This window comes from Fibrobacter sp. (genome assembly GCF_045131395.1).
GTDB lineage: Bacteria > Fibrobacterota > Fibrobacteria > Fibrobacterales > Fibrobacteraceae > Fibrobacter.
Map to the genome: position 1 here is coordinate 117,817 of NZ_JBGUQY010000039.1, position 26,889 is coordinate 144,705.

Sequence of the window (26,889 nt, forward strand, 5' to 3'; positions counted from 1 at the left end):
TGATGGCGGGTTCCCCCCGCTATTACATACATCAAAAAACTTGCATCAAAACAGCCGTCCCGAAAAGGACGGCTGTTTTGTTTATCAAGAGCTTCTTGAAATGTATGGTTCCTTCATGACCTTCGGTCTTTCAGGATGACGCAACGCGTCATTTTCCCAATTGATCCGGGTTCAGGCACTTGAGTTCATCCACAACGAAGATGCCGTCTTTACGGATGAGCTTGTCGTCGAACCAGATTTCACCGCCACCGTATTCCGGGCGCATGATGAGCACCAGATCCCAGTGGATGGCACTCATGTTGCCGTTGGGAGCTTCTTCGTAGCAGCGGCCCGGCGTAAAGTGGATGGAGCCAGCAATTTTTTCGTCGAAGAGAATGTCGCACATGGGGGCGTTCACGAAGGGATTGAAGCCGATAGCGAACTCGCCCACGTAACGGCCACCTTCGTCGGTATCGAAAAGGGCGTTCAGAGCCACATTATCGCCGGATTCGCAGGTAGCGTTCACGATTTTGCCGTCCTTGAATTCCAGGCGGATATTGCTGAAATACTTGCCATCGTAAAGGGTGGGCGTATTGTACTGAATCACGCCGTTCACGCTTGTCTTGACCGGAGCGGTATAGACTTCGCCATCGGGAATATTCATGTTGCCGCAGCACGGAATAGCAGGAATGTCCTTGATGCTGAAGGTCAGATCGGTACCCTTAGAAACAAGGCGAACCTTGTCGGTACGGTTCATGAGGTCCACGAGATTCTGGGCAGCCTTGGCCATCTTCGGATAGTCGGCAAGGCAGGCTTCGAAATAGAAGTCTTCAAAAGCTTCGGAGCTCATCTTGGCGCCCTGGGCCATAGAGGGGTTGGGCCAGCGGAGCACGCACCAACGAGTCTTATTGACGCGATAGTTGAGCACGTCTTCGGTAATCTTGCGGTAGTTGAGCATCTGGCGGCCATCGATATCGCAATTTTCAAGGGCATTGTCGGCACCGCGAATGGCGATGTAGGCCTGCATCTTCTGCATTTCGGCCATGGCGAGGTCAGCTTGAAGCTTCATCTGTTCAATGGTTGCAGACTTGATCATCTCGCGACGCACACGGCCGCGGTAATTGTGCACGAAAGCGTTTCCGCCCGCCTTGGCGACAGCCTTCACAAGTTCAGTAGTCACTTCATCGGGAGTATCAGTGGTTTCGATAAGGATGTTTTCACCCTTCTTAAGAGCAATGGCATTGTTAATCAGGTTTTCAGCCAATTTAGTAATGCGAGGATCAGTCATATTCAGTACCTTATAGATGTAGAAAGCCGGCAGATAAATCCACCGGCTTAAATTTAAAAATCTATTTGATTTAAAACCACTCTATTTGGTTATTCCGTAAAGGTAAAGGGGATTGTCACCGTAGTATTGCCCGATTTCACCTTGCTGAATGTCCAGCGACCGACTGAATTCTTGATTTCGTTGTCGAATTCGCCGTAATCCGTCGTGGACGACACCAGCGAAATGCTGATGATTTCGCCACCCGGCGCAATGGTAAACTTGAGCGTGACTTTTCCCTGGAACCCCGGCTTCTTCTTGAGGTGTTTATTGTAGACATGCCGAAGCCCAGGAGTACGCTGACGCACCACCTTCATGATATCTGCAGCGGAACGGGATGACGGGCCGGAGCCCCACTCGATATCGGTATCCTTGGGCGGCTTGATATTTCCCATCGCCTTGGTTGAAATGGCTCCCGCAGGGCCACTGATTAGGTTCGTGATATCGTTACCGATACCGCCGCTACCTCCAGCGAACATTCCTTGGTTAAAGCCATCGCTGACCTTGCCGCGAACCTCGCCGATCCTTGTCTTGCCAGTCACCTGCAATCCGTTAGAATTCTTGATGACCTTGTCTATGTCCTTGGCAAACTGCTGGTTCACCAACTTGTAGACATCGGCAGAGGCATTGGCCGTTTGAGATTCCAGGAGATGAATGACACTGCGTTTAATCGTGGCCCTAGGGTTTCCATTCCCTTTGGGCTTCCCACCACCGCATGTCTTTCTACGCTTTATGTTTTCTTGTTTAGTCTGTTTCGGCTTGTCGGGCTTTTTATCCTCCTTTTTGTCGATGATGTTCATGGTAGCTGTTATTTCGGTGGTTGGCGTATCCACAAAAATGGTATCGTTAATGATTACCTCGTACGCCGCGGCCCAGAAGCACAGAAGAATCGCGACAAGGCATGATACGCCTGCAATGCGCATCATTTTCTTATCGGAATCCGGCAACAAGGACGTGATGAACGAATCCGGTGTTTGGATTACTGTTGTCATGATTTTATCCTCCCTTTACAGGGTTTAGATGGATGTTTTAGGGGATAAGCAAGGACACTACCCTTTTGACGGGGCATTATTCTTGCCTTGAAATAGACTCCGGAACGGGACTTTAAAAGCAAGCCCATTACGCAGAGTCAAAGATGTCTAGGAATCAAAACGACAGAATAAAGGAATTAATTTATTTACAATTCATTCTATATCCGTTCCTTTACTCGGAATTAGAACAAGGTTTTTCTTCATCAGAAAACTACAAACAAAAAAACAAAAGGTTTCACCGGAATCGGTAAACAAATTTTCATCCGCAGAATTGTAAATTCATACAAAATAACAAACCCCTCGCCATTGCTAGGATTGCAAGCAATTTCAGATTCTGCGCGCCTTCGGCGGATTTACAAAAAACATTTCAATTTGATTTATTCCACCTTGGAATAAGAACGGCCGGAAAAAAGACAATTTTCTTACAAACATATAACCAAATCAAATAGAGTTACCTATATTTCCTGCATCATGAAACTTTTAGCGACTCCTCCCGATTTAAATAAAATTGCGCGCCCGAACTGGATTGAAATCAACTTAGACGCACTCTGCAACAATATTCAATTTATCCGCAGCCAGATTCCTGCCAATACGAAGATTCTTTTGCCCGTAAAGGCTGATTCTTACGGCCACGGAAGCCTCGCCTGCTCCTTTGCCGCCAAGTTCGGCGGCGCCGACTACCTGGGTGTCGCCCACATTAGCGAAGGCATGCTGCTTCGCCAGTACGGCATGGACCTGCCCATTCTGGTGCTTGGCCCCTGCACTCCGGCAGATTTCGCCTACTTCGTGGAATTCCAGCTCACGGCTGCCATTACGGATATCCGCACCGCCATGGCCTTCGACCAGTTCCTGCGCGATACGGGAACCACCTGCAAGGCACACCTGGCCATTGATACAGGCATGAACCGCTACGGTTTCGATGCCGAAGACTTCAACAACATCCGTGCGGCCCTTAGCCTCAAGAGCCTTCGTTTCGAAGGCATGTTCACCCACTTGGCCACCGCCGACATGCCGGGGAACCCGAAGACCGAAATCCAGATTCAGCGTTTTACGCGCCTGGTAGACGTGTTGGAAGCCGAAGGACTCCGCCCCGAGATTTGCCACTGCTCCAGCTCGGCAGGCACCCTCACCCACCCCGAAAGTCACTTTGACATGGTGCGCCCGGGCCTCGCCCTCTACGGTTACAACTGCATGGGCGCAGCACCTTCCCCCTGGCCCATCAAGCCCGTCATGAGAATCAAGTCCACCATCCGCCACATCCACGATGTCAAGCCCGGCGAAACCGTGAGCTACGGCGGTTACTGGATGGCCCAACAGCCCACCCGCATCGCAACCATTGCCATCGGTTACGGCGACGGTTACCTGCGTGGCGAATACAACAAGGGTTTCGTGTTCATTCGCGGACAGCTCTGTCCCATTCTGGGCCGTGTCTGTATGGACGCCACCATGGTCGATGTCAGCCACATTCCTGACGTGCAAGTCGGAGAAACCGTAGATGTCGTTAACGGCGAACTGGACTTCCGCATTTCAATGGAAAGCGTAGCCGACGATCACCATACGATTCCGTACGAATTAACAAGTCGCGTGGCACGCCGTCTATACCGCAAGTATTACTGGAAAAACCGCCTGGTTCGATGGGACTACCTGCGCCAGGAATTCGGAGTCAAGGAATTCCACGAATACCCGTTGCGATAGTCAAAATCTATATAAACTAAAAAAGGCTCCCTTTGGGGAGCCTTTTTTGCAATTAAAGCGATGTTGCCAAGTTAAGGCGGTTATAACAAATCTGGATCAATCGTCGGTTCGTAACCGGGCTGAACGAAGTCTTCGGGAGCAATGCCGCGCTTGCGTGCAGCCTTTTCCTGCTTGATACGCTTGCGTTCTGCAGCCTTGGCCTTACGGTTTGCAGCATTGGCGGCACGTTCGGCAAAGCGCTGGGCACGGGTCTTACGTTCCTTGTAAGGTGCCACCTCTTCGGGGAAGAGGGCCAGCGGTTCTTCGTCGACAAATTCTTCCTCTTCTTCGAAATAGCGCATTTCGGGGTCGAAATCGCGGAAGCCTTCATCTTCTTCGTCGTATACGGGAGCGTCTGCAGGACATTCCTTCTTGAGGAGTTTAAGAACTTGTTCGAAAGGCTTTTCGAGAGGCACCTTGAACTTCATCTTTTTACCCGTGGTCGGGTGAATCAGTTCAATTTTAACGGCCTGCAGGAGCTGTGCCGGAGCAATTTCCAAAACCTTCGCGGCGATATCCTTCATCAAGGGGGAAACGCGGTTCAAGCATCCGTCGCGGCCATCGTACAGCGGGTCGCCTACGACCGGGTGGCCCATGTAGCGGCTATGAACGCGAATCTGGTGGGTACGGCCCGATTCCAGCTGCAATTCCAGAAGTGTCGCGAAGGCAAAGAACTTCTTTGCCACAAAATGCGTGCGGCTCGGTTTGCCGTCGCTCACGACAGCCATCTTCAGGCGATTCTTGGGGTTACGCCCGATGGGGGCATCGATCGTACCTTCCAAGTCGCGGGGATGCCCCCACACCAGGGCATTATAGGTACGGTGCAACGTGCGGGTTTCCAGCTGGTGTGCCAAATGCCTATGGGCGGCATCGTTCTTGGCCACCACCATAAGCCCTGGTGTATCCTTGTCCAGTCGATGGACAATGCCCGGGCGTAACGGACCGTTCACTGCAGAAAGATTTTCCTTGAAATGATACAGCAAGCCTGCGGCAAGGGTGCCGTTCTGCACGCCGTTACCCGGATGCACCACCAAGTTGCGCGGCTTGTTCAAGACCACAATATCGTCATCTTCGTAAACGATGTCCAGCGGAATATTTTCGGGTTCCAGCGTGCTAGCCTCTTTTTCGGGAACCTTGTCTACCACCACCACCATGCCCGTTTCTACACGGAAATTCTTGGGGGTAGCGACACCGCCAACCTTGACTTCGCCAGCGGCAATCAACTTTTGCACATCCGTGCGGGACACGTTATCCATGACACCCACAAGGAACTTGTCGATGCGTTCGCCAGTCTGCTTTTCGTCTACGATAAAATTCATTATTCTTCCGCCCCTTTATCACCTTCGGATTTCGGAGTTTCTTTCACGGCGTTCTTCTTTTCTTTCTCTACTTTCATCTGCCTGTGCAATTCACGCAAAATGACAGGCGAAAGGATCACAATGGCAACGCCGACAGTCACAAAGGAATCCGCCACATTGAAGGTGGGGAAACGTGTCATGACAAAGTCAGGGAAATCACAGTCAATAAAATCCACAACCATGGAAAGGCGCATGCGGTCAATAAAGTTACCCACGGCACCACCGAGAATCATCACCACACCCAGGCGGCTCATCCAATCACGCTTGTCGATGGACTTGTAGAACCACAAGAGAATAATAGTCGCAACAATCGAAATAAGCAGGAAGAATACCCAAGGCGGCAAGAAGGGCATCAGGTCTTGGGGACGGCTGCTAAAAGCGGCGCCCTTATTGAACACCAGCTGAAAACGGACCAGATCACCAATGACATTGATATAGTCGTGGTTCGGGGCTCCCGTTTCGTTGGTAAAACGAACAAGTGCCCACAGCTTTGTCAGCTGGTCAGCCACAATGCTAAAAACAATGAGACCCAGGTGAAACGGCCATTTATTATAAAACTTCATTATCTTTCCTGTTTCAACTTATTATAAGAATTCTCAATCCACTTGTCCGAATAGAAATGCAGAGTCGTAGACTTGATAATTTGTTTAACGGTATCGCGGGTAATCTTCACCTTTTTATCGGAGGCAAAAAGGCTTGAACCGTCGCCAATCAATTTCATGTTTTCGGCGGCCATAAAGAGAGGCCACAGGCAGAACAGCCTGGTTCTCATTTTCACATTGGGAACCAGCTTAGTATAGGCAATGGCATCATCCAAGTGCCCCCAGGCCTTATTCACAAGTTCACCCATGACAGCAGCGCGACGCTTGTCAAAATCAGCACGGGCAGCAGCATCTGCCGGCACCTCAAACATTTCGTAGGAATGGGCGAATCCGTGTTTTCTGCAAATTTCTTCGGGAACAAAACAAACCCTGCGGCCAGAATCTTCGACGCAGTCCTTTACGATGTTCGCCACTTGCAAGGCAAGTCCAAAACTCACGTCCAACTTCTGCATTTCGGCCTTGCGGGCCTCCCCTATCAGGCAGGTATCTGCCGCAAAGAGATTCGTCAAAAGCTTGCCGACAATCCCTGCAACATAGTAGCAGTATTCATCCAAGTCTTCCACACTTTCGAGGGTAAACCAACCCGACGAAAGGGCTGCCTCTTGCCTGAGCGCAAACTTGGCCATGCCATGACACATCTCAATAGTCACCGCACGCACCGGAGCCGCATAGGTTTCAGGCATTTCACGCAACAGGGGCACCACCACATGGGTGTGCAGACAAAGATTCATGTAAGGGTGTTCAGACTTGCGCCAGCTTTCCGGAAGAGACTGTTCAAAAGCGGAAATCAATTCGTCGCTCAATTCCGCCGTCTTGAAAATTTCAGCGAACTTGCCCAGGATTACTTCTTTTTCAGAAGCCTTCATGTCGGGGTCGTCTTCAACCGTATCCGCAATTCGCAGGTAAAGGTAGGCAAGCAAGATGCTCTTGTGGAGTCTGCCCTTAAGGACGTTGATGTTGAGAGCAAATGTTCTAGAAACCTGCAACAGAATTTCTTCTGCATACTTCCATGCGGCACGACCGTCCAAGACGTTTTCGCCTACTCCGATTGAGTCTAGAATATTAGCCATCCTTGTTCGTTCCTCATCCTAGTACATGGTTTGTGCGAGAACATCAGGCGGAATCTTCTTCGTTTTCGCCATGGCATTCACGTACTTCCACAAGCGACCATGCGATTCGGCGTTCTTGAGTTTCTTGGTAAAACTCCAAATCGTGTGGTTCTGTACATCGGCTTCGCTCCGGAAAACGCCCTTGACTTCACTTTCGTAACGAACCCTGCGATATTCCACAAAGTACGCCGTCTGGTAAAGGTGCGCAGCCTTTTTCTTGGCGGAACGGCAAAATGCAAAACCGATCAGCAAGAACAACGGCGACACGGCAAAACCGTAGTACCAAGGGAAATCTAGCCATTTTCGGATAGCCCAAATAGCAGGCAAGGCCGAAAAAAGCGCCATAATCAGCGTAAAAAGGATATCAAGTGGCAACCAATAGCCTTGCGACTTCGGCGTAAAGGCCCATTTCACGCCTTTTTTGACCAATTTTCTAAGGTACCGAGGGTAAGAAACACGGTAAAACCACATGTAGAGACCGATCCAGAACAAAATGGGGGTCCAGAACCAGTAATCCAAGCTATCAAACATCTGCATACGGGCCCAAATGTAGAAAATTAGCGAATCTTTCGAGTTATTTAAGATAAAAAGAAGATTCTTTTGCAGAAGGCCAGAAAACACACTTAATTTGTATGTAACAAGTGGTTGTTGGCAAATTCCGCCACAACAAAAAACGAAAAGCTTTCCGAATCTATCTTGTTATCAATCAATGACTTAGGGTGGCGGTTGGACCATGCAAAGCATTTTTTACCCATTCCTGGTCCGAAACTTATCAACAATCCCCCACTTTTTTCTAAATTATATGGCCTACCTGTTGATAGATTTTGTACGCCCTTAGTGGAAGAGGAAGAAATGCAAGCCGAATGGGAAAGATGTTTGAACTACCTCCGTGGGATGCTTTCGGACACGGTTTATAAGACATATTTTGCGCAGACCAAGCTCACGAGCCTTACCACTGGTCACGCCGTCGTCACCGTTCCGCCCGGACTGGATACCGCCGTCTATTCCGCTTACAAAGAACTCATCCGCCTAGCCTGGCGTGAAGTCACTCACGACGAATCGGCCATCGAATTTGAATTCCAACAGCAAGAAGCCGTGGCCCAGGCCGCACCTTCCAGCAACAACAGCTTCAGGGATTTCTTGAAGCCCAGCATCCCTCTGTCCGGCTCGTTCCGCTTCGAAAACTTTGTGCCCGGCGACAAGGCTCAGCTCGCCTTCAATGCAGCACTGGCTGTGGCCCGCAACCCCGACGGCACGCAGTACAACCCGCTCTTTATTTACGGCTCTTCGGGCCTCGGCAAGACTCACCTTTTGCAGGCCATCGGTAACTACATCTTGGAAGAAGATCCGACCAAGCGCGTGTGCTACTTGACCTCCGAAGACTTTTCACAGCAGTACATGAAGTGCCTGCGCGAACAGCGCATCACCGAAATGTCCGACTTCTACCGCAACGAAGTCGATATCTTGCTGATTGACGACATCCAGAACTGGACAGGCAAGTACGAAACCCAGAACGAATTCTTCTTGATCTTTAATGCCCTGCACCAGGCCGGCAAGCAGATCGTGCTTACCTCCGACGCACCGGCTGCCGAAGTCAAGAACCTGTCTGACCGCTTGGTCAGCCGCTTTGCCTGGGGCTTGACCGTAGACATCCAGCCTCCTGATGTTGAAACCCGTGAAGCCATTTTGCACAAGAAGGCCGAAGAACGTCACCTGGAAATCAGCGACGACGTTCTGCACTACCTTGCAGAAAACATCGCAAGCAACGTGCGTTGCCTCGAAAGCGCCATCATCAAGCTGACCCTGCAGTCCAGCCTGATGCACCACGACATCGACATGAGCATCGCCCAGAAGGTGGTGGCCGAAATCGCCCCGACCCTTCGCCGCCGCGTAAGCTTGGATGCCGTGCTCCACACCGTTTCAAAGCACTACGAAGTCCCCGAAGCCAAGCTCACCGAATCGGGCCGTGGCACCAAGGAAATTTCGAAGGCTCGCCAGGTGGCCATGTACCTGATGCGCGAATGCTCGCCCATCAGCTTGCAGTCCATCGGTTCTCGCTTTGGCGGCAAGGACCACTCCACCGTGGTTCACGCCATCAAGAGCATCAAGAAAGAAATGGAAACGGATCCGAGCTTTGCACGACTCATCGAAAGCCTGAAGAACTCGATCCACGACTAACCATTCACGACAACCAATCGAAGCCCGACTTTGTCGGGCAAAAAAGAAACCCGGTTCCATAAGAGCCGGGCGATTTTTTACGGTCTATGATTCCGGGTAGCCCGGCACCATCCATTACTTTTTCTTCTTTTTCTTTGCCCTTCTAGCGGCGTCCTTTTTCTCTTGAGCGAGACGTCTCTTCTCTGCCCTCTTGGCAGCGCGTTCGGCCTTCAGAGCTTCACGTTCAGCCTTCAAGGCCTCCTGTTCAGCCTTCTTGGCTTCGGCGAGGGCCTTCTCCGCTTCTTGCAGGGCCTTCTGGGCTTCAAGCTTTGCAGCTAAAGCCTTCTTGCCCCTTTCAACGGCCTTGGCAATTTCATCGTCATTCTTGGGCGGCTGGGCCGTAGTAGAATCCGTCTTGCTAGCCACCGTAGAATCAGTTGCCGCCTGGGTCTTTGCAAGATCCTCTTCGGCATCCTTCATGGCTTCTTCAGCCCTGGCGCGTTCCTTTTCCTTGACGGCAATATCGGCATTCAGGGCCAGCTTTTTCACGGCCACAGAATCCAGATCGGGGCAAATCAAATCCTTGTTGCCCTTGGTACCGTCGGCGCATTCCATTTGTCCCTGGAACATACCCATCTTGTAGGTACCCCACTGCTTCTTGGTCACGCGTTCCGAATAGCAAACCGATTCACCAGGCATCCACTGGTAGCAAGTATCCTTCACCGTCCAGAAGGTAACCACCCCATTCGGAAGTCCCTTGTGGAATACGCCACCGAATTCACCGAAGTCCACGAAGCCTTCGAGGCTGTTGGCATTGAAAGTCAAGGTCACCGGCTTTTTCTTGTAGGGATTATACACCGTCATGCGGCCATGAAGCGCGTTGCGCTTGTAAGGAATATCGGCCATCAAGAAGCCCTTGTCCGAGTACATGCGGGCCATACCGTTCACGTAGCCCTGGGTGTAGGGAACTTCCAGGAACTTGAAGTAGTAGGCAGTATCCACCGCGCCGTGAACCTTCTGATCCAGCACGCTGGAACGGTAGAAAGTCGAAATACCTTCGCGCATACCCATCTTGTAGTTGGACTTCCAGAGGATTCCACCCCATTCAGGACCCTGCTGTTTCGGGAAGGTCGGGTCATTCATGTAGCCAATTTCTTCGCCATACAAAAGGCCGTTGGCATCCACGTGGCGAACGTTTTCCACATAGCCGTTATTTGCAAAGCCCGTCAGAACACCCTTATCCAGGCAACGGACATCGCTGTAGTCGGTAAAGCGACCCGCGGCAGAAGGAATCAGCTTGCGGGGCAATCCGGAAAGATGGAACAGGAAGGGGTTACGGTTGTCGGTATCAAAGGAGGCATCAGGCCTGTTGTGCACATTGATAAAGCAGTTGATCGAATCGGCAGAAGCCTTGTGGGTTTCCAAGTATTGGCCAAAAGGAGTCTTTGTATTTGCGCTATCTTCGAAGGTAAGGGCAATTGCACCTTCCAGGGGAGCACCCTTTGCATAGTCGCTAAGCATGGGAACAGATTGCTTGATATGGTCAACGCACTGTTCGATAAAGAATTCATCCGTGCAGGTCATACCCCTGGGACAAGTCAAGATACGCGGCTTAGGAATATCCCAGACCTTCACGATCTTTTTGCCTTCGTCATTGGCACGCCAACCGAAACCACCCTTTTCGCGAACGGTATAGCAACCGCACACCTTGGCTTCGTCGCGAATGGCACTAATGCGATTTCGTTCTCTCGGGACAATATTTGCAGCCAACTCAACCCAGCAGTCGAGGTATTCGAAGTGGTTTATGTCATACATGCCAGGCATGTTCGCCGCTTCGGTAGAGTCCACCGCAGCAAGAGCATCTTCAAAATCATCGGCAAAAGACACGGACACCAGAAACAGTGCCGCGAAGGCAAATTTCACAAAAGAACTCTTCATACTGGGGGCAAATCTATATATATAAAGGCAATTTGTCTTGTAATTTTAGTTTACATGCATCTATTTCGCGCATGATTTAAGCACCGCGCCCTCCTCTTGCCCATTTTTACATTTTTTGGTATCTTTGCAGTACCCCATCGACGACCCGGAAAAACCTTCCGACAGCCGCCAGACGAATAACGTAAGGCACAACGATGGACATTAAGATATTGCAGCAGCCCGATGACGTGACCTGTGGACCCACAAGCCTGCAAGCGGTCTATAACCATTTGGGCTACAAGATTTCCTTAAAGCAACTTATTTCTGAAATTGAATTCCTTGAAGAAGGTGGAACCTTAGGCGTATTCCTGGGAATCGACGCTTTGAAGCGCGGATTCAAGGCGACCATTCATTCGTACAACCTGACGCTTCTAGACCCCACCTGGAGCGAGCTCAGCATGCCCGAACTGAAGGCAAAGCTCGAGCTTTTGCACAAGGCAAAGCACGCCCCCAAGCTCCGCAAGGCCATCGAGGCCTACATCCGCTTTATTGACTTGGGCGGCACCATAGCCTTCGCCGATTTGCGCGCGGCCATGTTCGAAAAGTACTTTAAGAAAGGCGTGCCCGTTCTTTGCGGACTTTCGGCCACCTACCTTTACCGCAGCATGCGCGAATTCACCGACAAAGACGACCACTCCGTCTTCGACGATATTCACGGCGAGCCCATGGGGCATTTCGTGGTGGTTTATGGCATCGATGAAAACAAGCAGTTCATGGTGGCAGACCCCGATGGTTCCAACCCGCTGCATAAAGGCCCTTACTACAAGGTCGATAAATTCAGACTCATCCACAGCATCTTGCTCGGCGTCATGACTTACGACGGCAACGTGCTCGTTATCGAGAATAAGAAGTGAGATGCCGGATCAGGTCCGGCATGACATAGTAAAATGAAAAAACTAATCGTTGTAAACAATCCCAAGCACTGGAAATTGCACGTTCCGGGCATCGATATCATTTCGGCACAGGACTACTTGATTTCTACCAAGTACACCAACGAGCGCAACCTGCGCGTATTCAACCTCTGCCGCGATTACAACTACCAAAGCAAGGGCTATTACGTGTCGCTGTTGGCAGAAGCCCGCGGGCACAAGGTGATTCCTGGCGTGAAGAACATGCGGGACTTCAAGGCTCCGGCCGTGATCAAGCATATTTCCGACGAAATCGACAACCTGATTCAAAAGAGTCTGCATAAACTGACGGGCACAGAATTCGTGCTTTCGATTTACTTTGGGCAGAACGTGAGCCCGCAGTACTTGGAACTTTCCCAGGAACTTTACCGTCTGTTCCAGGCACCGTTGCTGCGAGCCAAATTCGTGTTCAAGCAGAAATGGTTCATTCAAAGCATTCGCCCGATTTGCGTAGATGAAATTCCTGAATCCCACATGGAATTTGTGGACAAATTTGCGCAGGAATATTTTGAAAAGTCCCGCTACGCCTCCAGCAAGGAAGAAGATTACCTGTACGACTTGGGCATTCTCACGAACCCCGACGAAGTGGAGCCGCCGAGCAATGCACAGGCCATCCAGAACTTCATTAAGGCCGCCGAAGAAACGGGATTCCGCGTGGAGATGATTACCAAGAAGGACTACCCCCGCGTAGGTGAATTCGATGCCATTTTTATTCGCGAAACAACGAACGTAAACCACTACACTTACAGCTTTGCCCGCCGCGCACAGTCGCAAGGCATTGCGGTGATTGACGACCCGGACAGCATTCTGCGCTGTTCCAACAAGGTGTACCTGCAAGAATTGATGCAGGCCGCCAAGATTCATTCGCCGAAGACAATCATCGCGCACGCCGAAAATCGCCACACGCTTGCCAAGGAAATCGGATTCCCCATGGTGATTAAATCACCGGATTCCAGTTTCTCCATGGGCGTGAAAAAGGCCACCAACAAAGAAGAATTGGAACAGATTCTCGACGAAATGTTCCAGCACAGCGACTTGCTGATTGCTCAGGAATTTACGCCCACCGAATTCGACTGGCGTGTGGGCGTGCTTGACGGCAAACCGCTTTACGCCTGCAAATACCACATGGCAAAAGGCCACTGGCAAATTTACAACTGGGAAAGCAACGACAAGCAGAGCGAAGAATTTTCGGGCAAGTGCGAAAGCGTGCCTATAGAAATGGTGCCCCACGGAATCGTGAAAACGGCACTGCGCATTTGCAGCTTGATTGGCAACGGGCTTTACGGTGTGGATTTGAAGGAATGGCATGGACACCCAATTGTAATTGAGGTGAACGACAACCCGAGTATTGACGCGGGCATTGAAGATGGCGTAGGCAAGAGCAAAGTGTACCTCGCTATTATGAGGTCGCTACGCCACCGCATCGAAGAGCGCATGAATGCAGCCCAGCACAAATTGCAACAACACGAGAGAGAATGGTTTTAACGTCATTGCGAGGAGTGAAACGACAAAGCAATCCATAAAACATGAAATAGATTGCTTCGCTACGCTCGCAATGACGATCTTAGGAACATGTTATGACAAACTTTAAACTTTGGCAACGTTACGGCATCGAGATGGAATACATGATCGTGGATCGTGATTCCTTGAATGTACTCCCCCGCGCCGACGTTCCTCTCGGAAAAGACAAGAATGGGGAACAGCTTTCGGATGTGGAACACGGACCGATTGGGCTTTCCAACGAGCTGGTAAGCCATGTGCTGGAATTCAAGTGCGCCGAGCCAGTCGATTCGCTCAAGCACTTGGGAAAGACATTCCATCACGAAATCTTGAAGGCGAATGAATCCCTCAAGAGCATTAATGCCATGCTCTTGCCGACAGCGGCCCATCCCTTTATGGATCCGGCCGAAATGAAACTCTGGCCCTACGATTGCTTGGACATCTACGAGACTTACGACCGCATTTTCAACTGCAAGGGTCACGGTTGGGCGAACCTGCAATCCACCCATATCAACCTTTCGTTCCATGGTGATGAAGAATTCGGCAAATTGCACGGAGCCATTCGTGCGTTGCTGCCGCTGATTCCGGCCATTGCGGCTTCAAGCCCCTTCTTGGACAGCAAATACTGCGGTTACCTGGACGGGCGCATTGAAACTTACCGCCATAATCAGGAGAAAATCCCGAGCATCACGGGCAAGGTGATTCCTGAAGCCGTATTTACCTACAAGGATTACGAAGAACAGATTTTCAATCGCGTAAAAGCCGACATTGCGCCTTACGACCCGGAACACTTGCTGAATCATTTCTTCTTGAATAGCCGAGGCGCTATCGCCCGCTTTGACCGCGGAGCCATCGAGATTCGCCTGGTGGACATTCAGGAATGCCCTGACGCAGACATTGCCATCGCCGAATGGGAAGTCGCCGTACTCAAGAGCCTTGTGGAAGGCGTTTTCGCAAACGAAGCCGAAATTCGCGCCCTTGACACGGATGCTTTGGCCAAGATTCTGCTTGCCTCAACGAAATCTGCCGAGAAAGCCGTCATTTCTGACCGCAATTTCTTGAAAATCTGGAAGATTGATGCTAGCGAAATCACCGCCGGCGAAATCATCCAGAAAATCACAGACCGCGTAAAAGCCAAAATCAGCACGCATTCGCAGGCCCTGCTTGCCGAAATATTCAAACGCGGCACGCTGGCAAGCGCCCTCGTGAAAGCCGTTGGCGCAGACCCTGACCGCGACGATTTTGTATACGAATACGGGAAATTGGCAAAATGCCTCGCCGAAAATAGACTATACGGAATTTAAAAGAATATATTTATTCCTAATGAATAAAATCTGGTCAATTTTTGCAGGGCTCTTTTTCTGCGCTCAGGTCTTTATTGCCTGTGGCGATACGACATCGTCTGCCGTTATCGAAAACGGCGGGCCTACAAAACCCGATACAACCGCGGTTGAAGAGTCCAAAGCTCCCGACACATCCGCAGTCGAAGAACCTGTAGTTTCTGATACTACTACAAAGCCAGATACTACGGCCGTCGAGGATCCCGAAATTGTCGTTCCCGATACCACTGCGCCTAAAGATACAGCAACAGTTGACACTACCCCACACTACGCTGTTACCGAAGATAGCTTAGGTCTTCATTTTATACTCGGCGACAAAGAGATTACATCTAGCGAATTGTATCTCAACTATCCGGCCGATTCGTTCTTGACCCGGTTTGAAATTGGCGATATGGTAACAGTAGCATTCGTCGGCTACGACACCCTCGAAATGGCGGTAGCAGCATCCACCAGTGATGTTCCTATCGCACAGTTCGTACTTTCGGCAATAAATGGCAACGACTATATGTACATGTCGGTGCACAACGGGAAACTGGCAGAAATCCTTGGAATAAGTGTTGAGAACTCTCCCGTAGAAGTTATCGTTTCCATGAAAGAAAAAGGTGGTCACTTATTGGGTCTTGACATCATGCGCAACGCCCATTACATGGACACCTACCCCGAAAGCTATCCGGAACTTTCAATCGAAGAATACGCAAACTTTAGGGAAGTCCGTACCACCGGCATCGGGAAAAACAAGCTCTACCGTTCCTCAAGCCCTATCGATCTTTGCCTCGGCCGAAACTACTACGCCGACTCCCTCGCACAAGAAGCAGGAGTCGCCACCTTTATCAACTTGGCCGATTCAGAAAACTCCGGCACCTCTTACAAGGGATACGAAACCACCTACTATTCGACACAAAACATTGCCTTTTTGGCGTTGAACGTGAATTTCTATTCTAAGTCTTTCCAGGAAGGGCTTGTCATCGGATACCGCTACATGATTGAGCACGAAGGCCCGTATCTGGTTCACTGCACTTATGGCATGGACCGCACCGGTTTTACAATCGCCGTCCTAGAAACCTTAATGGGCGCTACCGCTGAAGAAATTCAAGCCGACTACGCGAAGACCTTTAGCAACTACTACACCGTTCGCGAAGGCAAGCAAATAGCCTTGAATGAAGAACAAGTGGGATTCTTCAAGGCCGTTGTTCTAAGGAATCTAAAGGCCGTATACCATGCCGCAGGAATCGAGGTTCCCGACACCAGTAATGCAGACTGGGCCGCGGCCACAGAAAAATACCTGGAAAAACTGGGAATGACTCAAGAAGAAATTTCCGCATTGAAGGACAGGTTGAAATAATGAAGCTCATGCTTACTTGCGAGCACGCAAGCAACCGATTGCCCGCCGCCTTCAAGAAGGCTGTTCCGGCAGAAGTATTAAAGACCCACCGCGCTTACGATATCGGAGCCCTCCTGGTTTTCCGCAAGCTCGTACGCTTCGCGAAGCCGGAATTCAGCTGCGAAGGAAAATTCTCACGCCTGTTTGTGGACTTGAACCGCACCATCACCAACAAGAGCGCCTTCAGCGAATACTACGAAGCGCCTGACGCCCGCGACAAGGCCGTCGCCGAGAAGGCGAAAGCACAAGCCACCGCCTACTGGAAAGAGTACCGCGACAATGTGGAAAAATTCGTACAGCAGAACATCGGCAAGGGCAACAAAAGCACCGCAAGCAAGGACGCAGAAATCGTCCACCTGGGCATCCACAGCTTTACGCCTGTATTAAACGGTAAAGTCCGCAACACCGACATCGGAATCCTTTACGACCCCGCACGCCCCCAAGAGCGGGCATACGCACAAGTCATCAAGGATGAAATCAAGCGACTCTACCCCGCCATGAAGGTCCGTTTCAACTACCCGTACAAAGGCAGTTCCGACGGACTCACCACCACGCTCCGCAAAAAATTCGGCCCACGGTACGTGGGAATCGAAATCGAGATTAATCAGAAATTCTTCAAGTAACAAAAAAGCCCACCGATCGGCGGGCTTTTTTAAAACGCGAGCGGTCTCCCGTGAGCAACGATTACAAGCAGTGTGCTCTTAAATCGTCGTCGCTCAAGGTGCTGAGGTAAGCAGGCGGCACATCGAGTACGGTATAGCAACCGGTCTTGCCGTCGTTAGCCTTCATGCGCAGCGCTGCGCGGGCGTAGGCCACGAGAACGCTGGTCGTGAATTCCGGGTTGGAATCGAGCTTGAGGCTGTATTCGATCACGTGAGTGTGTTCGTTGTTCATGCCGGTCTTGCCAGTACGAATCACGAAACCACCGTGAGCGAGACCGCTGTGGTTCTTGTTGAATTCTTCTTCGCTGATGAAGTTGACGGTGGTGTCGTATTCATCGAAGTAGTTCGGCATGGTCTTGATGGCGTTTTCGATGTAGGCCTTGTCAGCACCTTCTTCGGCAACCACGTACACGAGACGGGTGTGCTTCTGGCGGGTGGTGAGTTCCGGCATAGAACCGCTACGCACGGCTTCGAGAGCGGCTTCCACCGGGCAGGTATACTGCTTGGCGTTCTTCACGCCCTTGATGCGGCGAACGGCGTCGCTGTGGCCCTGAGAAACACCCTTGCCCCAGAACGTGTAGTCCTTGCCTTCCGGAAGGATAGACTGGGCGTACACGCGGTTCAGGCTGAACATACCCGGGTCCCAACCGACAGAGATCATGGCGATCTTGCCAGCGGCCTTGGCAGCTTCGTTCACGGCAGCGAAGTGCTGCGGAATCTTAGCGTGGGTATCGAAGGAGTCGATCACGTTGAACATGGATGCGTACTTCGGGGTGAGCACCGGCAGGTCAGTAGCAGAACCGCCGCAAATGATGAGCAGGTCCACCTTGTCCTTCCAGGCTTCCATTTCGGAGACGTTCAGCACCGGAACGCCAGCGGTCTGGATCTTCACCGTAGAGGGGTCGCGACGGGTAAACACGGCGACCAGTTCCATATCAGCAGCCTGCTTCACGGCGCATTCCACGCCGCGGCCCAGGTTACCATAACCGAGAATTGCAATCTTAGCCATAATAAGACTTCCTTGAGAAAAATTTTTTGCGAGTGAAAATATAGGAAAGTGGGAAGTCTGGAGCAGGAAAATGACAGTAATTTATTGTTAAAAAAGGGGGAAGATTGGTCTTTCACTTCGTTCAAGCCCCAACTGTTCGGCTCGATCATAGTCATGCAAGCATGACTACGATACTCGCCTTTTTCATTTGTCCCCCTGATTGCAGCCCTCCCCTTTTACATTTTCGACCTAATCGGGAACCTTTTGAGCCCACCCCAGCCGGGTCTTTTCAATTCAATTCCGTAAGGACTCTTCAGACTCATCTTTTTACAAATAGCAACAGCCTGTTTCTTGATTTTGTTTAAAGGGGGAAGTATATTTTGCCTGCAAACAAAAAGGAGTCTATATGTCTGTTGCAGTAATTCTCAAAAATATTCGCGAAAAAAATAACCTCACACAAGACCAAATGGCAGAACGCGTCGGCGTGACCCGTCAGGCTGTGAGCCGCTGGGAAACCGGCGAAACACAACCGAATACCGAAATGCTCAAGGTTCTCTCGCGCGAATTCAACGTCTCGATTAACACGTTACTCGGCGCCCCACGCCAGCTATTTTGCCAGTGCTGCGGCATGCCCCTCGGCGATGACGCCATAATTAGCCGCGAAATTGACGGCAATTTCAATGAAGATTACTGCAAATGGTGCTATGCCGACGGCAAATTCGCATACACCAGCAAAGATTCGCTACTGGATTTTCTTCTTTCGCACATGCCGAACCCAGAAAACACGCCCGAAGCGGAAAGGCGTAAGTTCTTCGACTCTCATCTTTCGCAATTAAAACACTGGAAACATTAAAAAGTTCCAAAGTCGTTAATAAAAATTAACCAAGAAAGGGCGATTAACAAAAAATTACCCCTTTATACATACTCATTATATATAGAGAAAGGGTTATTACAACTCTTTCTTACAATTTTTATATATTACATTCCGACTTTTAACCTAATAAGGAGATTTTAATGAAATCCAGAGTACTCGTTGCGGGTATGGCCGCACTGGCCCTCGCCTCCCTTTCCGGTTGTGCCGGCGGCGTAAACGCCCAAAGATCCATCGATTATGCCGACTCCAACAAGACCATTGCCCAAGAAGCAAAGGTTGACGCCGCCCAGATTGAATCTGCAAACGCCAAGCTCGATTCTGCCAAGGCCCTGCAGGCCGACGGCGAAGAAGAAGCCGCAGCAGCACTCGCCGAAGAAAGCGTTCTTGAATACAAGCTTGCCATTGCAAACGCAGAACGCGATGCCGCCAAGAGCGAAGACGAAAAAGTCGAAAAAGAACTGAGAAGCGACGTTGAACGCAAGCTCATTTACCAGAACATTCTTGACCAGGAAACCAAGAACGGAGGTGCCAAGTAATGAAAACGAGAAATTTGTTGATGATTAGCGCCATGGCCGCCGCTCTCAGCTTCGCCGCAGAAGAAGTTGCCGGCCCCAACGCCGTGGAAGCCTGCCAGACAGCCATCGATAACGCAGCCAAGGATATTCCGGCCAACGCCACCTCCGCCAAGTACACTCTTGCCGCCGCAAAGAACAACCTTATCGCTCTCGATGCCGCCTACAGCGACGACGCAGAATCCAACGAGACCAAGGCCCTTGCTACCAAGTGCGACATCTACGCAAAGACCATCGCCGCCCAGGCCGAAACCCAGAAGCTTCGCAACCACACTGCCGAAAACTGGGAAAAGCGCGCCGCCACGGCCCGTTCTATCGAAGCCATCCAAGAACAGATCAACCAGGCCCGTAGCGGTAAGGTGAACGACCTGGAAGCCGAAAAGGCCAAGATGAAGGACCAGGAAGCCCGCCTCCAGGCCGAAATGCAGCAGAACCAGGAAAAATTCCAGGCTGAAGCCGCCGCCCAGGAAGCCGCCCTCAAGGCTGCCGGCGAACGCGAAGCCGACCTGCAGAAGAAGCTCGCCGAAGAACAGAAGGCTCTGGCCGAAGAACGCGCCAAGGCCGAAGCCCGCCAGCAGGAAGCTATCGGCAAGCTCAACGAACTCCAGTCCAAGCTGATCCAGGTGTCCAAGGACGCCCGCGGCATCATCCTTTCCATGTCCGACATCCTGTTCGACGTGAACAAGGCTACGTTGAAGGCCGACCTGAAGACCAGCCTTGCCAAGGTGGCCGGTATTCTCTCCGTGTACCAGCAGTTCAACGTGTCCATCGAAGGTAACACCGACAACACCGGTTCCGAAGAACACAACATGAAGCTCTCCCAGCAGCGCGCCGACAACGTGAAGGCATTCCTCGTGGAACAGGGCATCGACGGCAACCGCCTCACCGCCAAGGGTCTTGGCATGAGCATGCCGATCGCTGACAACTCCACCAAGGAAGGACGCCAGAAGAACCGCCGCGTGGACCTGGTGATCCAGGACAAGGCTCTTCAGCAGGAAGCCAAATAAGCCTAAAAACGCATATTTTGGCATAAATCACCATTAACAAGCGGGCGTAAAATTACTACTTTTACGCCCGTAACTTTTAACCGGCGATGCAAGTCGCCAATCAATCAAGAGGTAAAACAAATGGCAGTTTCTTACAAGGAACTCGGCTTGGTTAACACCAAGGAAATGTTCAAGAAGGCTGTTGCTGGTGGCTACGCTATCCCGGCTTTCAACTTCAACACCATGGAACAGATGCAGGCTATCGTGCAGGCTGCTGTGAAGCAGAAGTCTCCGGTGATCATGCAGGTCTCTAAGGGTGCTCGTAACTATGCTAACGGCACCATCCTCCGCTACATGGCCCAGGGTGCTGTTGAATATGCCAAGGAACTCGGCTGCGCCAATCCGCAGATCGTGCTCCACCTCGACCACGGTGACTCTTTCGAACTTTGCAAGGACTGCATTGACAACGGTTTCTCTTCCGTGATGATCGACGGTTCTTCTCTCCCGTACGAAGACAACATCGCCCTCACCAAGAAGGTTGTTGAATACGCCCACGCTCACGACGTGACCGTCGAAGCTGAACTCGGCGTGCTCGCCGGTGTGGAAGACGAAGTCCAGGCTGAAGAATCTCACTACACCAAGCCGGAAGAAGTGATCGACTTCGCTACCCGTACTGGTTGCGACTCCCTCGCTATCTCCATCGGTACTTCTCACGGTGCTTACAAGTTCAAGCCGGAACAGTGCACTCGTAACGCTCAGGGCAAGCTCGTTCCGCCTCCTCTGGCATTCGACGTGCTCCACGCTATCGAAGAAAAGCTCCCGGGCTTCCCGATCGTTCTCCACGGTTCTTCTTCTGTCCCGCAGGACGAAGTTGACACCATCAACGCCCACGGTGGTAAGCTCCCGGATGCAGTCGGTATTCCGGAAGAACAGCTCCGCGAAGCTTCCAAGTCCGCTGTTTGCAAGATCAACATCGACTCTGACAGCCGTCTCGCTATGACTGCCGCTATCCGTAAGTATTTCGACGAACATCCGGAACACTTCGACCCGCGCCAGTACCTCAAGCCGGCTCGCGAAAACATGCAGAAGATGTACGAACACAAGATCGTTGACGTTCTTGGTTCCAACGACAAGCTGTAATCGTTTTCAAAGCGAAACGCTTAAAGGCACCTCGGATTTTTCCGAGGTGTTTTTTATATTTGCAGCAAATTAAAATGGAGGAAACATGGTTCTAATTCGCAATTACAGTTTTATACTTATTTCATCGATTATTTTAACCACGGTGTCCTTTGCTTCGGCAAACACATGTACAGATGCCATGTATAAGATTTTTGTAGCCCAAAAAACGTACGCCTATCCCGAAAGTAAATTCCAAATTGACTCTGTCTATACATATGAATATTGGTACGAATCTGCAAACAAAGAAGAATACAAGAGCGAGACAATACAGAATCATATAATCAACGATGGAAAACTCGAGCAAATAACAATTGAGGAAAAAGCAAAAACGGTGAATCAAAACAATCCAGACTTGTCAGAAGAAAGACTAGATCAAAACACAACGTATTTTTACCACGACACCAATGAAACTGTTTTAAAAAATGTAGAACGTGAACTTATCATTTCTGATTGCAAGACTAACGACAATTTATGCTATATCCAAAATGCTTACCATAAAGGAAAAAAACTCGGCGAAATAAAGACAAAAATAAATGAATCAAATAACTACACAGGCATAGAAATTTGCGCATACTCATCTACAGACAACAACGAGTATCCAAAAGCATTAACAGAATATTTCTTAAAAAAGGACACCGTCATCGAGCAAGAAACAGCCTATTATAATGCAGATTCAGTCCAACCAAACATTCCAAAAAAATATGTTGCAGATCCGACAGATGACTTAAAATGCTATAGAATTGTCGAAGTTTACTCTGTGTCTGGAAAAGATACAATTCATTACGAATATCAAGCAGACGAGACGTATATTTACCGTCCTTACGCAAAAGGATTCTCTATAAAAAAATACTATAAAAACGAATCTTCCGTAGACAAAGAGGAACGCTATACAGAAACATTTGTAATAGATTCCAAGGCAAAAACCTCCCTCCGCAAAACTCGCAAGCCTGTTAAAATCTCCCCCAAGGCCCGCTACTTTGACCTCTTGGGCCGCTACAAATTCAGTAAATAACCATGCTTTGCCCTCATTGCCATTCAGAAATTAAAGATAACGCCACGTTCTGCCCCCATTGCGGGAGCGATAAAGAGACCGGCTGGTCCGAGGGCGCTGAATTTACCGACCTCGAAACGCCGGATTACGACGAAATCGTAGAGAATGAATTTGGCGACAAAAAGAAAAAGGCGAACCCGCTTGCTATAGCGGCCGCCGTTATCGTTGCCCTCGCGTTCATTGCCGCGATGGTCTTGCACTAGGCAAGCGTCTTTTCCAGCGATTCCAGAATTTCGGAAGCTTCGCTAAAGTCGTAGTCTTCCAAAAGCTCCTTCAGCTTATGCAATAGGACTTCCTGGTTCGTCTCGAAAGCGATATTCTCGATGCTATCCAGAATGCGCTTGCATCGGGTCGAAGAACAGGTATCCACCGCCTCTTTCAGTTCCTTGACCGCATCGGCCAATTTCTTGTTCGCTTCAGGATCCTGAGTCTTTTGTACAGGCGTATTCTGCTCCGAAACAATGTCCGAAAGCACGATCTGCAAATCGCCAATTAATGCCCGCAGACATTCCTCGAATTGATTGTAAACAGAGAAATCGCACTGTTTCTGTTCAAGTTCCGCTTCAAGATTTGCAGCCAGCTTCTGCACGTTGTTAGAGCCAATGGTTCCGCAAAGGCCCTTAATCGTATGCACGATTCGGGTGGCCTCTTCATAATGGAACTGTTCAATAAGGGACCGCAGATTAAAGGAATTTCCACCATAGTCGCGAACAAAACCCTGCAATATCTTGAGGAACATATTGCGGTTGTTGTTCACGTGGTAAAGTCCCGATTCCGCATCGAAATCCTTGACCTTCTGGAAGTAGCCCAAGAAATCCTTGTCGTCCTGTGAAAGGTCCGGAGCATCGGACTGCCCCACATTGGGCGTTTCTGCAGCCACCGGCAAGAACTTCGCCATTTCTTCGTACAGAACCGTGGGATCGATGGGCTTCACGATATGGGCGTTCATGCCCGCTTCAAGACATTCTTCCGTGTCTTTCTGGAAGGCGCGGGCGCTCATGGCCAAAATAGGCACCTTCTTGAAATATTCATCTTCGCGGGCACGAATTTCCTTGGTAGCGGTAAGACCGTCCATAATGGGCATCTGGATATCCATGAGCACCATGTCAAAGGCGTCCTTCTTAAGCATATCCAAGGCTTCTTTGCCGTTATTTGCAATCATGGCCGTAAGGCCCACGCTGTTCAAGAGAGAAACAGCAAGCTCCTGGTTCATCTGGTTGTCTTCAACCAACAGAATCTTGGCTTCCTTGAAGTAAATCTTGCCCTTTTCCTTCTTTTCGACCTTCTTGTAGGTCAGCGGGTAGCCGAAGGCTTCTTGCAAGGCGCTCAATAGCGAGCTAATCTGAAGCGGTTTCGACACACCGCTGTTGAAACCCAAAGTCTTAGCCATATTCGTTTCTTTTTCATCGAAATGAATGGGATGCATCAGCACCTTGGGTATCGACCGCATATTTTCACTTAAGCCATGTACAAAGTCAAAGCCATTCAAAAGGGGCATGCCGTAATCCACCAGGAACAGGTCATACGGGTCTTCCCCCGCCTCCTCGTGAGCCTGAATCAATTCCAGGGCTTCGTCTACAGAGCAAGCTTCTTCGACTACGCAATGCAACTTGTTCAAGTAATGCCTCAAAATAGTCCGCAAGTTGGCGCAGTCATCCACCAGGAGCACATTCTTGTTGACAAAGCGATCTTCGTTTTTCCACTTGGGCTCGCCCACCTGGGCTGCCACCGGGAGTGAAATGGTAAAGAAGAACTGCGAGCCCACGCCCGATTCACTGGTAACCTGCAACTGGCCGCCCATGAGTTCCACAAGGGACTTGGAAATCACAAGTCCAAGGCCCGTACCGCCGTACTTACGGGTTGTCGAACCGTCGGCCTGCGTAAAGGCGTTAAACAGGCGGGAAAGCTGTTCCGGGGTCATGCCAATACCAGTATCCTTGACACAGAAATACAGTTTGGCCATATTGTTCGCCTGCTGCAACAGCTTGACGCTTAGAGTAATGTCGCCCTTTTCGGTAAACTTGGTCGCATTATTGATCAAGTTGGTGAAAATCTGGGAAAGCCTGAGGGGGTCACCCATCAAGACTTCAGGAATTTCCGGATCCACATCCACAATGAGTTCTATGGGGCGTCCGGCAATACGCACCTCGGCTAACGCGGCCACATCGCCAATCACGTCATGCAATACGAGCTGGGTTATTTCCAGATCCTGCTTTTTCGCCTCGATCTTCGAGAAGTCCAGAATGTTATTGATAATCCCGAGCAAAGACTTTGCCGCATGGCTGATTCGGTCTACAAATCCGCGCTGGTGGTTATCCAGGTTCGTTTCCGAAATCAAGTGGGCCATACCGATAATGGCATTCATCGGCGTACGGATTTCATGACTCATATTGGCCAGGAATTCACTCTTCGCCTGGGTCGCCTGTTCCGCAATTTCACGGGCTGCCACCACTTCAGAAATGTCAATCATGGAAAGCATGTAGCCAACGACAGTCTCTTGCACCTTCAAGGTACAGCCTTCGCCACGGAACCAGGTTTCCACGCCCCCGTTTTCGGGTTTCAACATCAAGGAATCCTTCCAGACTTCGTCTTTCTTGTACGAGTCGATCATCGACTTGATCATGGATTCGGGGAGGCCCATTTCCACCAGTTCGTTTATGGAAAGCCCCACAAAAGACCGCCATTCCTTACCCAGGAAATCCGCAAGCTGGCGCGACATGTATTTAATATGGAGATTCTTGTCAAAAATGACGAGAATGGAATGATCACCCGAAAGCATGATGGTATCCAAGATCGTATCTTTCTGGATTCCGCTGGTTTCGTCGTTGATCATGATCAGGAATCGGGTAGCGCCGTTATCTTCGACCAGGGCCTGGAAAGACATGCCCCACCATGCCACTTCCCCATCGGCATTCTGTACCCGCACAATCGTCTTGCGCTCGCTGGCAAGCATCTGCCCGCCCATGGCTACACGGTGGGCAAACTTCTTGAAGCCATCCGAAGTAAAGAACTTGAACAGGCTTTCTTCTTTCATGTCTTCGCCACCGTTCAAGAAATCCACCACGTAGGCGCTGGCATGCAAAATGTCGAAGTTTTCGTTGGTAAGGATAATCGTAAAGTTGTCGCCCTTCCACAACAGCGTATCAAACAGCGTACTGGAATTCACGCTATCGTTCAAGTCACGCTGGATATAGCGACGGAAAAGGATATGGGAAATCAGGGCCGCAAGCCCCATGAGCACAAATACGAAGAAGGCGACCACGCCCAACATGGTATTGGTGTGGTTATCAATGCTGGCTGCAATCTTGTTATGCTGACTCACGTGGACAATATAGAAGGGCAACTGCTTCAGGGGCGTCACCATGAAAATCAGCTGTTGGTGATGCTCGTTGGTCTTTTCAAAACGCAAAATGCGCCCGTCCATCAAGGTGTCCGAGCTAAACTTGTCGGAAATCAGCAACAACAGATTTTCAACGCTGTCCTGCAAGACCTTACCGCGGTTGGTTTCATAGGGGAAATAGGTCAGCAAGTTATCGCTTTCGCTTGCCACCAGCATGGTAATGCCACCCTCTTCCTTGGCGAGGGCACCCATGGTAAGCCTAACCTTGTGAAGATTGATATCTTCACCCAAGGCCCCCTTGAACTTGTGATTTTTATCCCAAATCGGGTACGAAAGGGAAATAACCTGACGGTTAATACTCTTGCGAATCGTAGGCCCCGTATAGGCAAGGCCCCTCTTGCGGGATGCTTCCAGGTACCAACCCGTGGTGCGGAATTCCGTCTTTCCGCTTTCCAGCTTCAAGCCCCTACCCGAAACGTAATCCCCATCGGTAGCTCCATAGTAAACGTCCACAATACCTTCGGCAGATTGAGTCTGCTTGTAAAGCAACGGCCTAATGGCATTGTCCTTGGTCACCTGCTGCACACGTTTGGCAACACCCAGGAAACTTTCTTCACGCACTTTCAGGAAGGCTTCAATTTCGGTCTGCACCCGTTCGCGCAGGGCAGTTTCGGTATTGGCGACAGCGGAATCCACCAACATGGACCGCACCGCCGAAGAAAAAATAAAGACCAAAGCCACCGCTGCCACAAAAGTCGGCAACACATACACCATCGAGATGCGGTTTCTTAAACGACGACGTTGTGCGTTCAGCGGGTTATGGGTCAAAGCTGCTCC

22 protein-coding genes are annotated in these 26,889 nt (G+C 50.3%); 13 read left to right on the forward strand and 9 right to left on the reverse strand.

Features of this window, described 5'->3' with window-relative positions:
- Nucleotides 1-148 precede the first annotated feature (148 nt).
- Complete coding sequence (locus ACJMNB_RS10030) at nucleotides 149-1,267, reverse strand: aminopeptidase (protein ID WP_405342020.1); 1,119 nt, start codon at nucleotides 1,265-1,267, stop codon at nucleotides 149-151.
- An 89-nt stretch (nucleotides 1,268-1,356) separates the two neighbouring features.
- Nucleotides 1,357-2,295, reverse strand: a complete 939-nt coding sequence (locus ACJMNB_RS10035) for a TonB family protein (protein WP_405342022.1) — start codon at nucleotides 2,293-2,295, stop codon at nucleotides 1,357-1,359.
- A gap of 510 nt (nucleotides 2,296-2,805) precedes the next feature.
- On the opposite strand from ACJMNB_RS10035, the gene alr reads away from it, so the two are divergent.
- Nucleotides 2,806-4,029 carry an alanine racemase gene (alr, locus tag ACJMNB_RS10040; RefSeq protein ID WP_405342024.1) on the forward strand — a complete coding sequence of 408 codons (1,224 nt, stop codon included), beginning with the start codon at nucleotides 2,806-2,808 and terminating at the stop codon, nucleotides 4,027-4,029.
- An 80-nt stretch (nucleotides 4,030-4,109) separates the two neighbouring features.
- On the opposite strand, the gene ACJMNB_RS10045 is transcribed toward alr, so the two are convergent.
- Genes ACJMNB_RS10045 through ACJMNB_RS10060 form a run of 4 tightly spaced genes read right to left on the reverse strand, consistent with a single transcriptional unit; the run spans nucleotide 4,110 to nucleotide 7,674 of the window.
- The gene (locus tag ACJMNB_RS10045) at nucleotides 4,110-5,387 is read right to left on the reverse strand and encodes an RluA family pseudouridine synthase (protein ID WP_405342026.1); all 1,278 of its coding nucleotides are present in this window, start codon (nucleotides 5,385-5,387) and stop codon (nucleotides 4,110-4,112) included.
- Complete coding sequence (gene lspA, locus ACJMNB_RS10050) at nucleotides 5,387-5,989, reverse strand: signal peptidase II (protein WP_405342028.1); 603 nt, start codon at nucleotides 5,987-5,989, stop codon at nucleotides 5,387-5,389. Before lspA ends, ACJMNB_RS10045 begins: the two co-directional genes overlap by 1 nt.
- Nucleotides 5,989-7,098 carry a squalene/phytoene synthase family protein gene (locus tag ACJMNB_RS10055; protein ID WP_405342030.1) on the reverse strand — a complete coding sequence of 370 codons (1,110 nt, stop codon included), beginning with the start codon at nucleotides 7,096-7,098 and terminating at the stop codon, nucleotides 5,989-5,991. Before ACJMNB_RS10055 ends, lspA begins: the two co-directional genes overlap by 1 nt.
- An 18-nt stretch (nucleotides 7,099-7,116) precedes the next feature.
- Complete coding sequence (locus ACJMNB_RS10060) at nucleotides 7,117-7,674, reverse strand: hypothetical protein (RefSeq protein ID WP_405342031.1); 558 nt, start codon at nucleotides 7,672-7,674, stop codon at nucleotides 7,117-7,119.
- A 315-nt stretch (nucleotides 7,675-7,989) separates the two neighbouring features.
- Here ACJMNB_RS10060 and dnaA point away from each other — a divergent pair, with 315 nt between their 5' ends.
- Complete coding sequence (gene dnaA, locus ACJMNB_RS10065; RefSeq protein WP_405342033.1) at nucleotides 7,990-9,315, forward strand: chromosomal replication initiator protein DnaA; 1,326 nt, start codon at nucleotides 7,990-7,992, stop codon at nucleotides 9,313-9,315.
- A 114-nt stretch (nucleotides 9,316-9,429) separates the two neighbouring features.
- Here dnaA and ACJMNB_RS10070 read toward each other — a convergent pair whose 3' ends face one another.
- Nucleotides 9,430-11,232: a hypothetical protein gene (locus tag ACJMNB_RS10070; protein WP_405342035.1), complete on the reverse strand. Its 1,803-nt coding sequence runs from the start codon at nucleotides 11,230-11,232 to the stop codon at nucleotides 9,430-9,432.
- A 194-nt stretch (nucleotides 11,233-11,426) separates the two neighbouring features.
- Here ACJMNB_RS10070 and ACJMNB_RS10075 point away from each other — a divergent pair, with 194 nt between their 5' ends.
- From ACJMNB_RS10075 to ACJMNB_RS10095, 5 genes are all read left to right on the forward strand, one after another.
- On the forward strand, nucleotides 11,427-12,125 hold the full coding sequence (locus tag ACJMNB_RS10075; RefSeq protein ID WP_405342037.1) for a peptidase-C39 like family protein: 699 nt from the start codon (nucleotides 11,427-11,429) through the stop codon (nucleotides 12,123-12,125).
- A gap of 33 nt (nucleotides 12,126-12,158) precedes the next feature.
- Nucleotides 12,159-13,664, forward strand: a complete 1,506-nt coding sequence (locus ACJMNB_RS10080) for a RimK family protein (protein ID WP_405342039.1) — start codon at nucleotides 12,159-12,161, stop codon at nucleotides 13,662-13,664.
- A gap of 92 nt (nucleotides 13,665-13,756) precedes the next feature.
- Complete coding sequence (locus ACJMNB_RS10085; RefSeq protein ID WP_405342041.1) at nucleotides 13,757-14,983, forward strand: glutamate-cysteine ligase family protein; 1,227 nt, start codon at nucleotides 13,757-13,759, stop codon at nucleotides 14,981-14,983.
- 19 nt (nucleotides 14,984-15,002) lie between these two features.
- Nucleotides 15,003-16,361 (forward strand): tyrosine-protein phosphatase, encoded by a 1,359-nt coding sequence (locus ACJMNB_RS10090; RefSeq protein ID WP_405342043.1) that lies wholly within the window; start codon nucleotides 15,003-15,005, stop codon nucleotides 16,359-16,361.
- A complete protein-coding gene (locus ACJMNB_RS10095; RefSeq protein ID WP_405342045.1) occupies nucleotides 16,361-17,023 on the forward strand; it encodes an N-formylglutamate amidohydrolase in 663 nt (220 codons plus the stop codon). Before ACJMNB_RS10090 ends, ACJMNB_RS10095 begins: the two co-directional genes overlap by 1 nt.
- 61 nt (nucleotides 17,024-17,084) lie before the next feature.
- On the opposite strand, the gene ACJMNB_RS10100 is transcribed toward ACJMNB_RS10095, so the two are convergent.
- On the reverse strand, nucleotides 17,085-18,071 hold the full coding sequence (locus ACJMNB_RS10100; protein ID WP_405342047.1) for a diaminopimelate dehydrogenase: 987 nt from the start codon (nucleotides 18,069-18,071) through the stop codon (nucleotides 17,085-17,087).
- Between the two features lie 385 nt (nucleotides 18,072-18,456).
- On the opposite strand from ACJMNB_RS10100, the gene ACJMNB_RS10105 reads away from it, so the two are divergent.
- From ACJMNB_RS10105 to ACJMNB_RS10130, 6 genes are all read left to right on the forward strand, one after another.
- Nucleotides 18,457-18,903: a zinc ribbon domain-containing protein gene (locus ACJMNB_RS10105; protein ID WP_405342049.1), complete on the forward strand. Its 447-nt coding sequence runs from the start codon at nucleotides 18,457-18,459 to the stop codon at nucleotides 18,901-18,903.
- Between the two features lie 161 nt (nucleotides 18,904-19,064).
- Nucleotides 19,065-19,460: a hypothetical protein gene (locus tag ACJMNB_RS10110; protein WP_405342051.1), complete on the forward strand. Its 396-nt coding sequence runs from the start codon at nucleotides 19,065-19,067 to the stop codon at nucleotides 19,458-19,460.
- On the forward strand, nucleotides 19,460-20,503 hold the full coding sequence (locus ACJMNB_RS10115; RefSeq protein ID WP_405342053.1) for an OmpA family protein: 1,044 nt from the start codon (nucleotides 19,460-19,462) through the stop codon (nucleotides 20,501-20,503). The genes ACJMNB_RS10110 and ACJMNB_RS10115 overlap by 1 nt, the downstream gene beginning before the upstream one ends.
- A 120-nt stretch (nucleotides 20,504-20,623) precedes the next feature.
- Nucleotides 20,624-21,622 carry a class II fructose-bisphosphate aldolase gene (locus ACJMNB_RS10120; RefSeq protein ID WP_405342055.1) on the forward strand — a complete coding sequence of 333 codons (999 nt, stop codon included), beginning with the start codon at nucleotides 20,624-20,626 and terminating at the stop codon, nucleotides 21,620-21,622.
- Between the two features lie 85 nt (nucleotides 21,623-21,707).
- The gene (locus ACJMNB_RS10125) at nucleotides 21,708-22,673 is read left to right on the forward strand and encodes a hypothetical protein (RefSeq protein ID WP_405342057.1); all 966 of its coding nucleotides are present in this window, start codon (nucleotides 21,708-21,710) and stop codon (nucleotides 22,671-22,673) included.
- A gap of 2 nt (nucleotides 22,674-22,675) precedes the next feature.
- A complete protein-coding gene (locus ACJMNB_RS10130; protein WP_405342059.1) occupies nucleotides 22,676-22,915 on the forward strand; it encodes a zinc ribbon domain-containing protein in 240 nt (79 codons plus the stop codon).
- Here the strand turns inward: ACJMNB_RS10130 and ACJMNB_RS10135 are convergent.
- On the reverse strand, nucleotides 22,912-26,880 hold the full coding sequence (locus tag ACJMNB_RS10135) for a response regulator (protein WP_405342061.1): 3,969 nt from the start codon (nucleotides 26,878-26,880) through the stop codon (nucleotides 22,912-22,914). The two genes, ACJMNB_RS10130 and ACJMNB_RS10135, sit on opposite strands and share 4 nt — an antisense overlap.
- Between the last annotated feature and the right edge of the window lie 9 nt (nucleotides 26,881-26,889).

Bases quoted from the DNA above. Each gene is read 5' to 3' on its own strand.
- ACJMNB_RS10030 (WP_405342020.1), bottom strand. From the start codon at position 1,267: ATGACTGATCCTCGCATTACTAAATTGGCTGAAAACCTGATTAACAAT.
- ACJMNB_RS10035 (WP_405342022.1), bottom strand. From the start codon at position 2,295: ATGACAACAGTAATCCAAACACCGGATTCGTTCATCACGTCCTTGTTG.
- alr (WP_405342024.1), top strand. From the start codon at position 2,806: ATGAAACTTTTAGCGACTCCTCCCGATTTAAATAAAATTGCGCGCCCG.
- ACJMNB_RS10045 (WP_405342026.1), bottom strand. From the start codon at position 5,387: ATGAATTTTATCGTAGACGAAAAGCAGACTGGCGAACGCATCGACAAG.
- lspA (WP_405342028.1), bottom strand. From the start codon at position 5,989: ATGAAGTTTTATAATAAATGGCCGTTTCACCTGGGTCTCATTGTTTTT.
- ACJMNB_RS10055 (WP_405342030.1), bottom strand. From the start codon at position 7,098: ATGGCTAATATTCTAGACTCAATCGGAGTAGGCGAAAACGTCTTGGAC.
- ACJMNB_RS10060 (WP_405342031.1), bottom strand. From the start codon at position 7,674: ATGCAGATGTTTGATAGCTTGGATTACTGGTTCTGGACCCCCATTTTG.
- dnaA (WP_405342033.1), top strand. From the start codon at position 7,990: ATGCAAGCCGAATGGGAAAGATGTTTGAACTACCTCCGTGGGATGCTT.
- ACJMNB_RS10070 (WP_405342035.1), bottom strand. From the start codon at position 11,232: ATGAAGAGTTCTTTTGTGAAATTTGCCTTCGCGGCACTGTTTCTGGTG.
- ACJMNB_RS10075 (WP_405342037.1), top strand. From the start codon at position 11,427: ATGGACATTAAGATATTGCAGCAGCCCGATGACGTGACCTGTGGACCC.
- ACJMNB_RS10080 (WP_405342039.1), top strand. From the start codon at position 12,159: ATGAAAAAACTAATCGTTGTAAACAATCCCAAGCACTGGAAATTGCAC.
- ACJMNB_RS10085 (WP_405342041.1), top strand. From the start codon at position 13,757: ATGACAAACTTTAAACTTTGGCAACGTTACGGCATCGAGATGGAATAC.
- ACJMNB_RS10090 (WP_405342043.1), top strand. From the start codon at position 15,003: ATGAATAAAATCTGGTCAATTTTTGCAGGGCTCTTTTTCTGCGCTCAG.
- ACJMNB_RS10095 (WP_405342045.1), top strand. From the start codon at position 16,361: ATGAAGCTCATGCTTACTTGCGAGCACGCAAGCAACCGATTGCCCGCC.
- ACJMNB_RS10100 (WP_405342047.1), bottom strand. From the start codon at position 18,071: ATGGCTAAGATTGCAATTCTCGGTTATGGTAACCTGGGCCGCGGCGTG.
- ACJMNB_RS10105 (WP_405342049.1), top strand. From the start codon at position 18,457: ATGTCTGTTGCAGTAATTCTCAAAAATATTCGCGAAAAAAATAACCTC.
- ACJMNB_RS10110 (WP_405342051.1), top strand. From the start codon at position 19,065: ATGAAATCCAGAGTACTCGTTGCGGGTATGGCCGCACTGGCCCTCGCC.
- ACJMNB_RS10115 (WP_405342053.1), top strand. From the start codon at position 19,460: ATGAAAACGAGAAATTTGTTGATGATTAGCGCCATGGCCGCCGCTCTC.
- ACJMNB_RS10120 (WP_405342055.1), top strand. From the start codon at position 20,624: ATGGCAGTTTCTTACAAGGAACTCGGCTTGGTTAACACCAAGGAAATG.
- ACJMNB_RS10125 (WP_405342057.1), top strand. From the start codon at position 21,708: ATGGTTCTAATTCGCAATTACAGTTTTATACTTATTTCATCGATTATT.
- ACJMNB_RS10130 (WP_405342059.1), top strand. From the start codon at position 22,676: ATGCTTTGCCCTCATTGCCATTCAGAAATTAAAGATAACGCCACGTTC.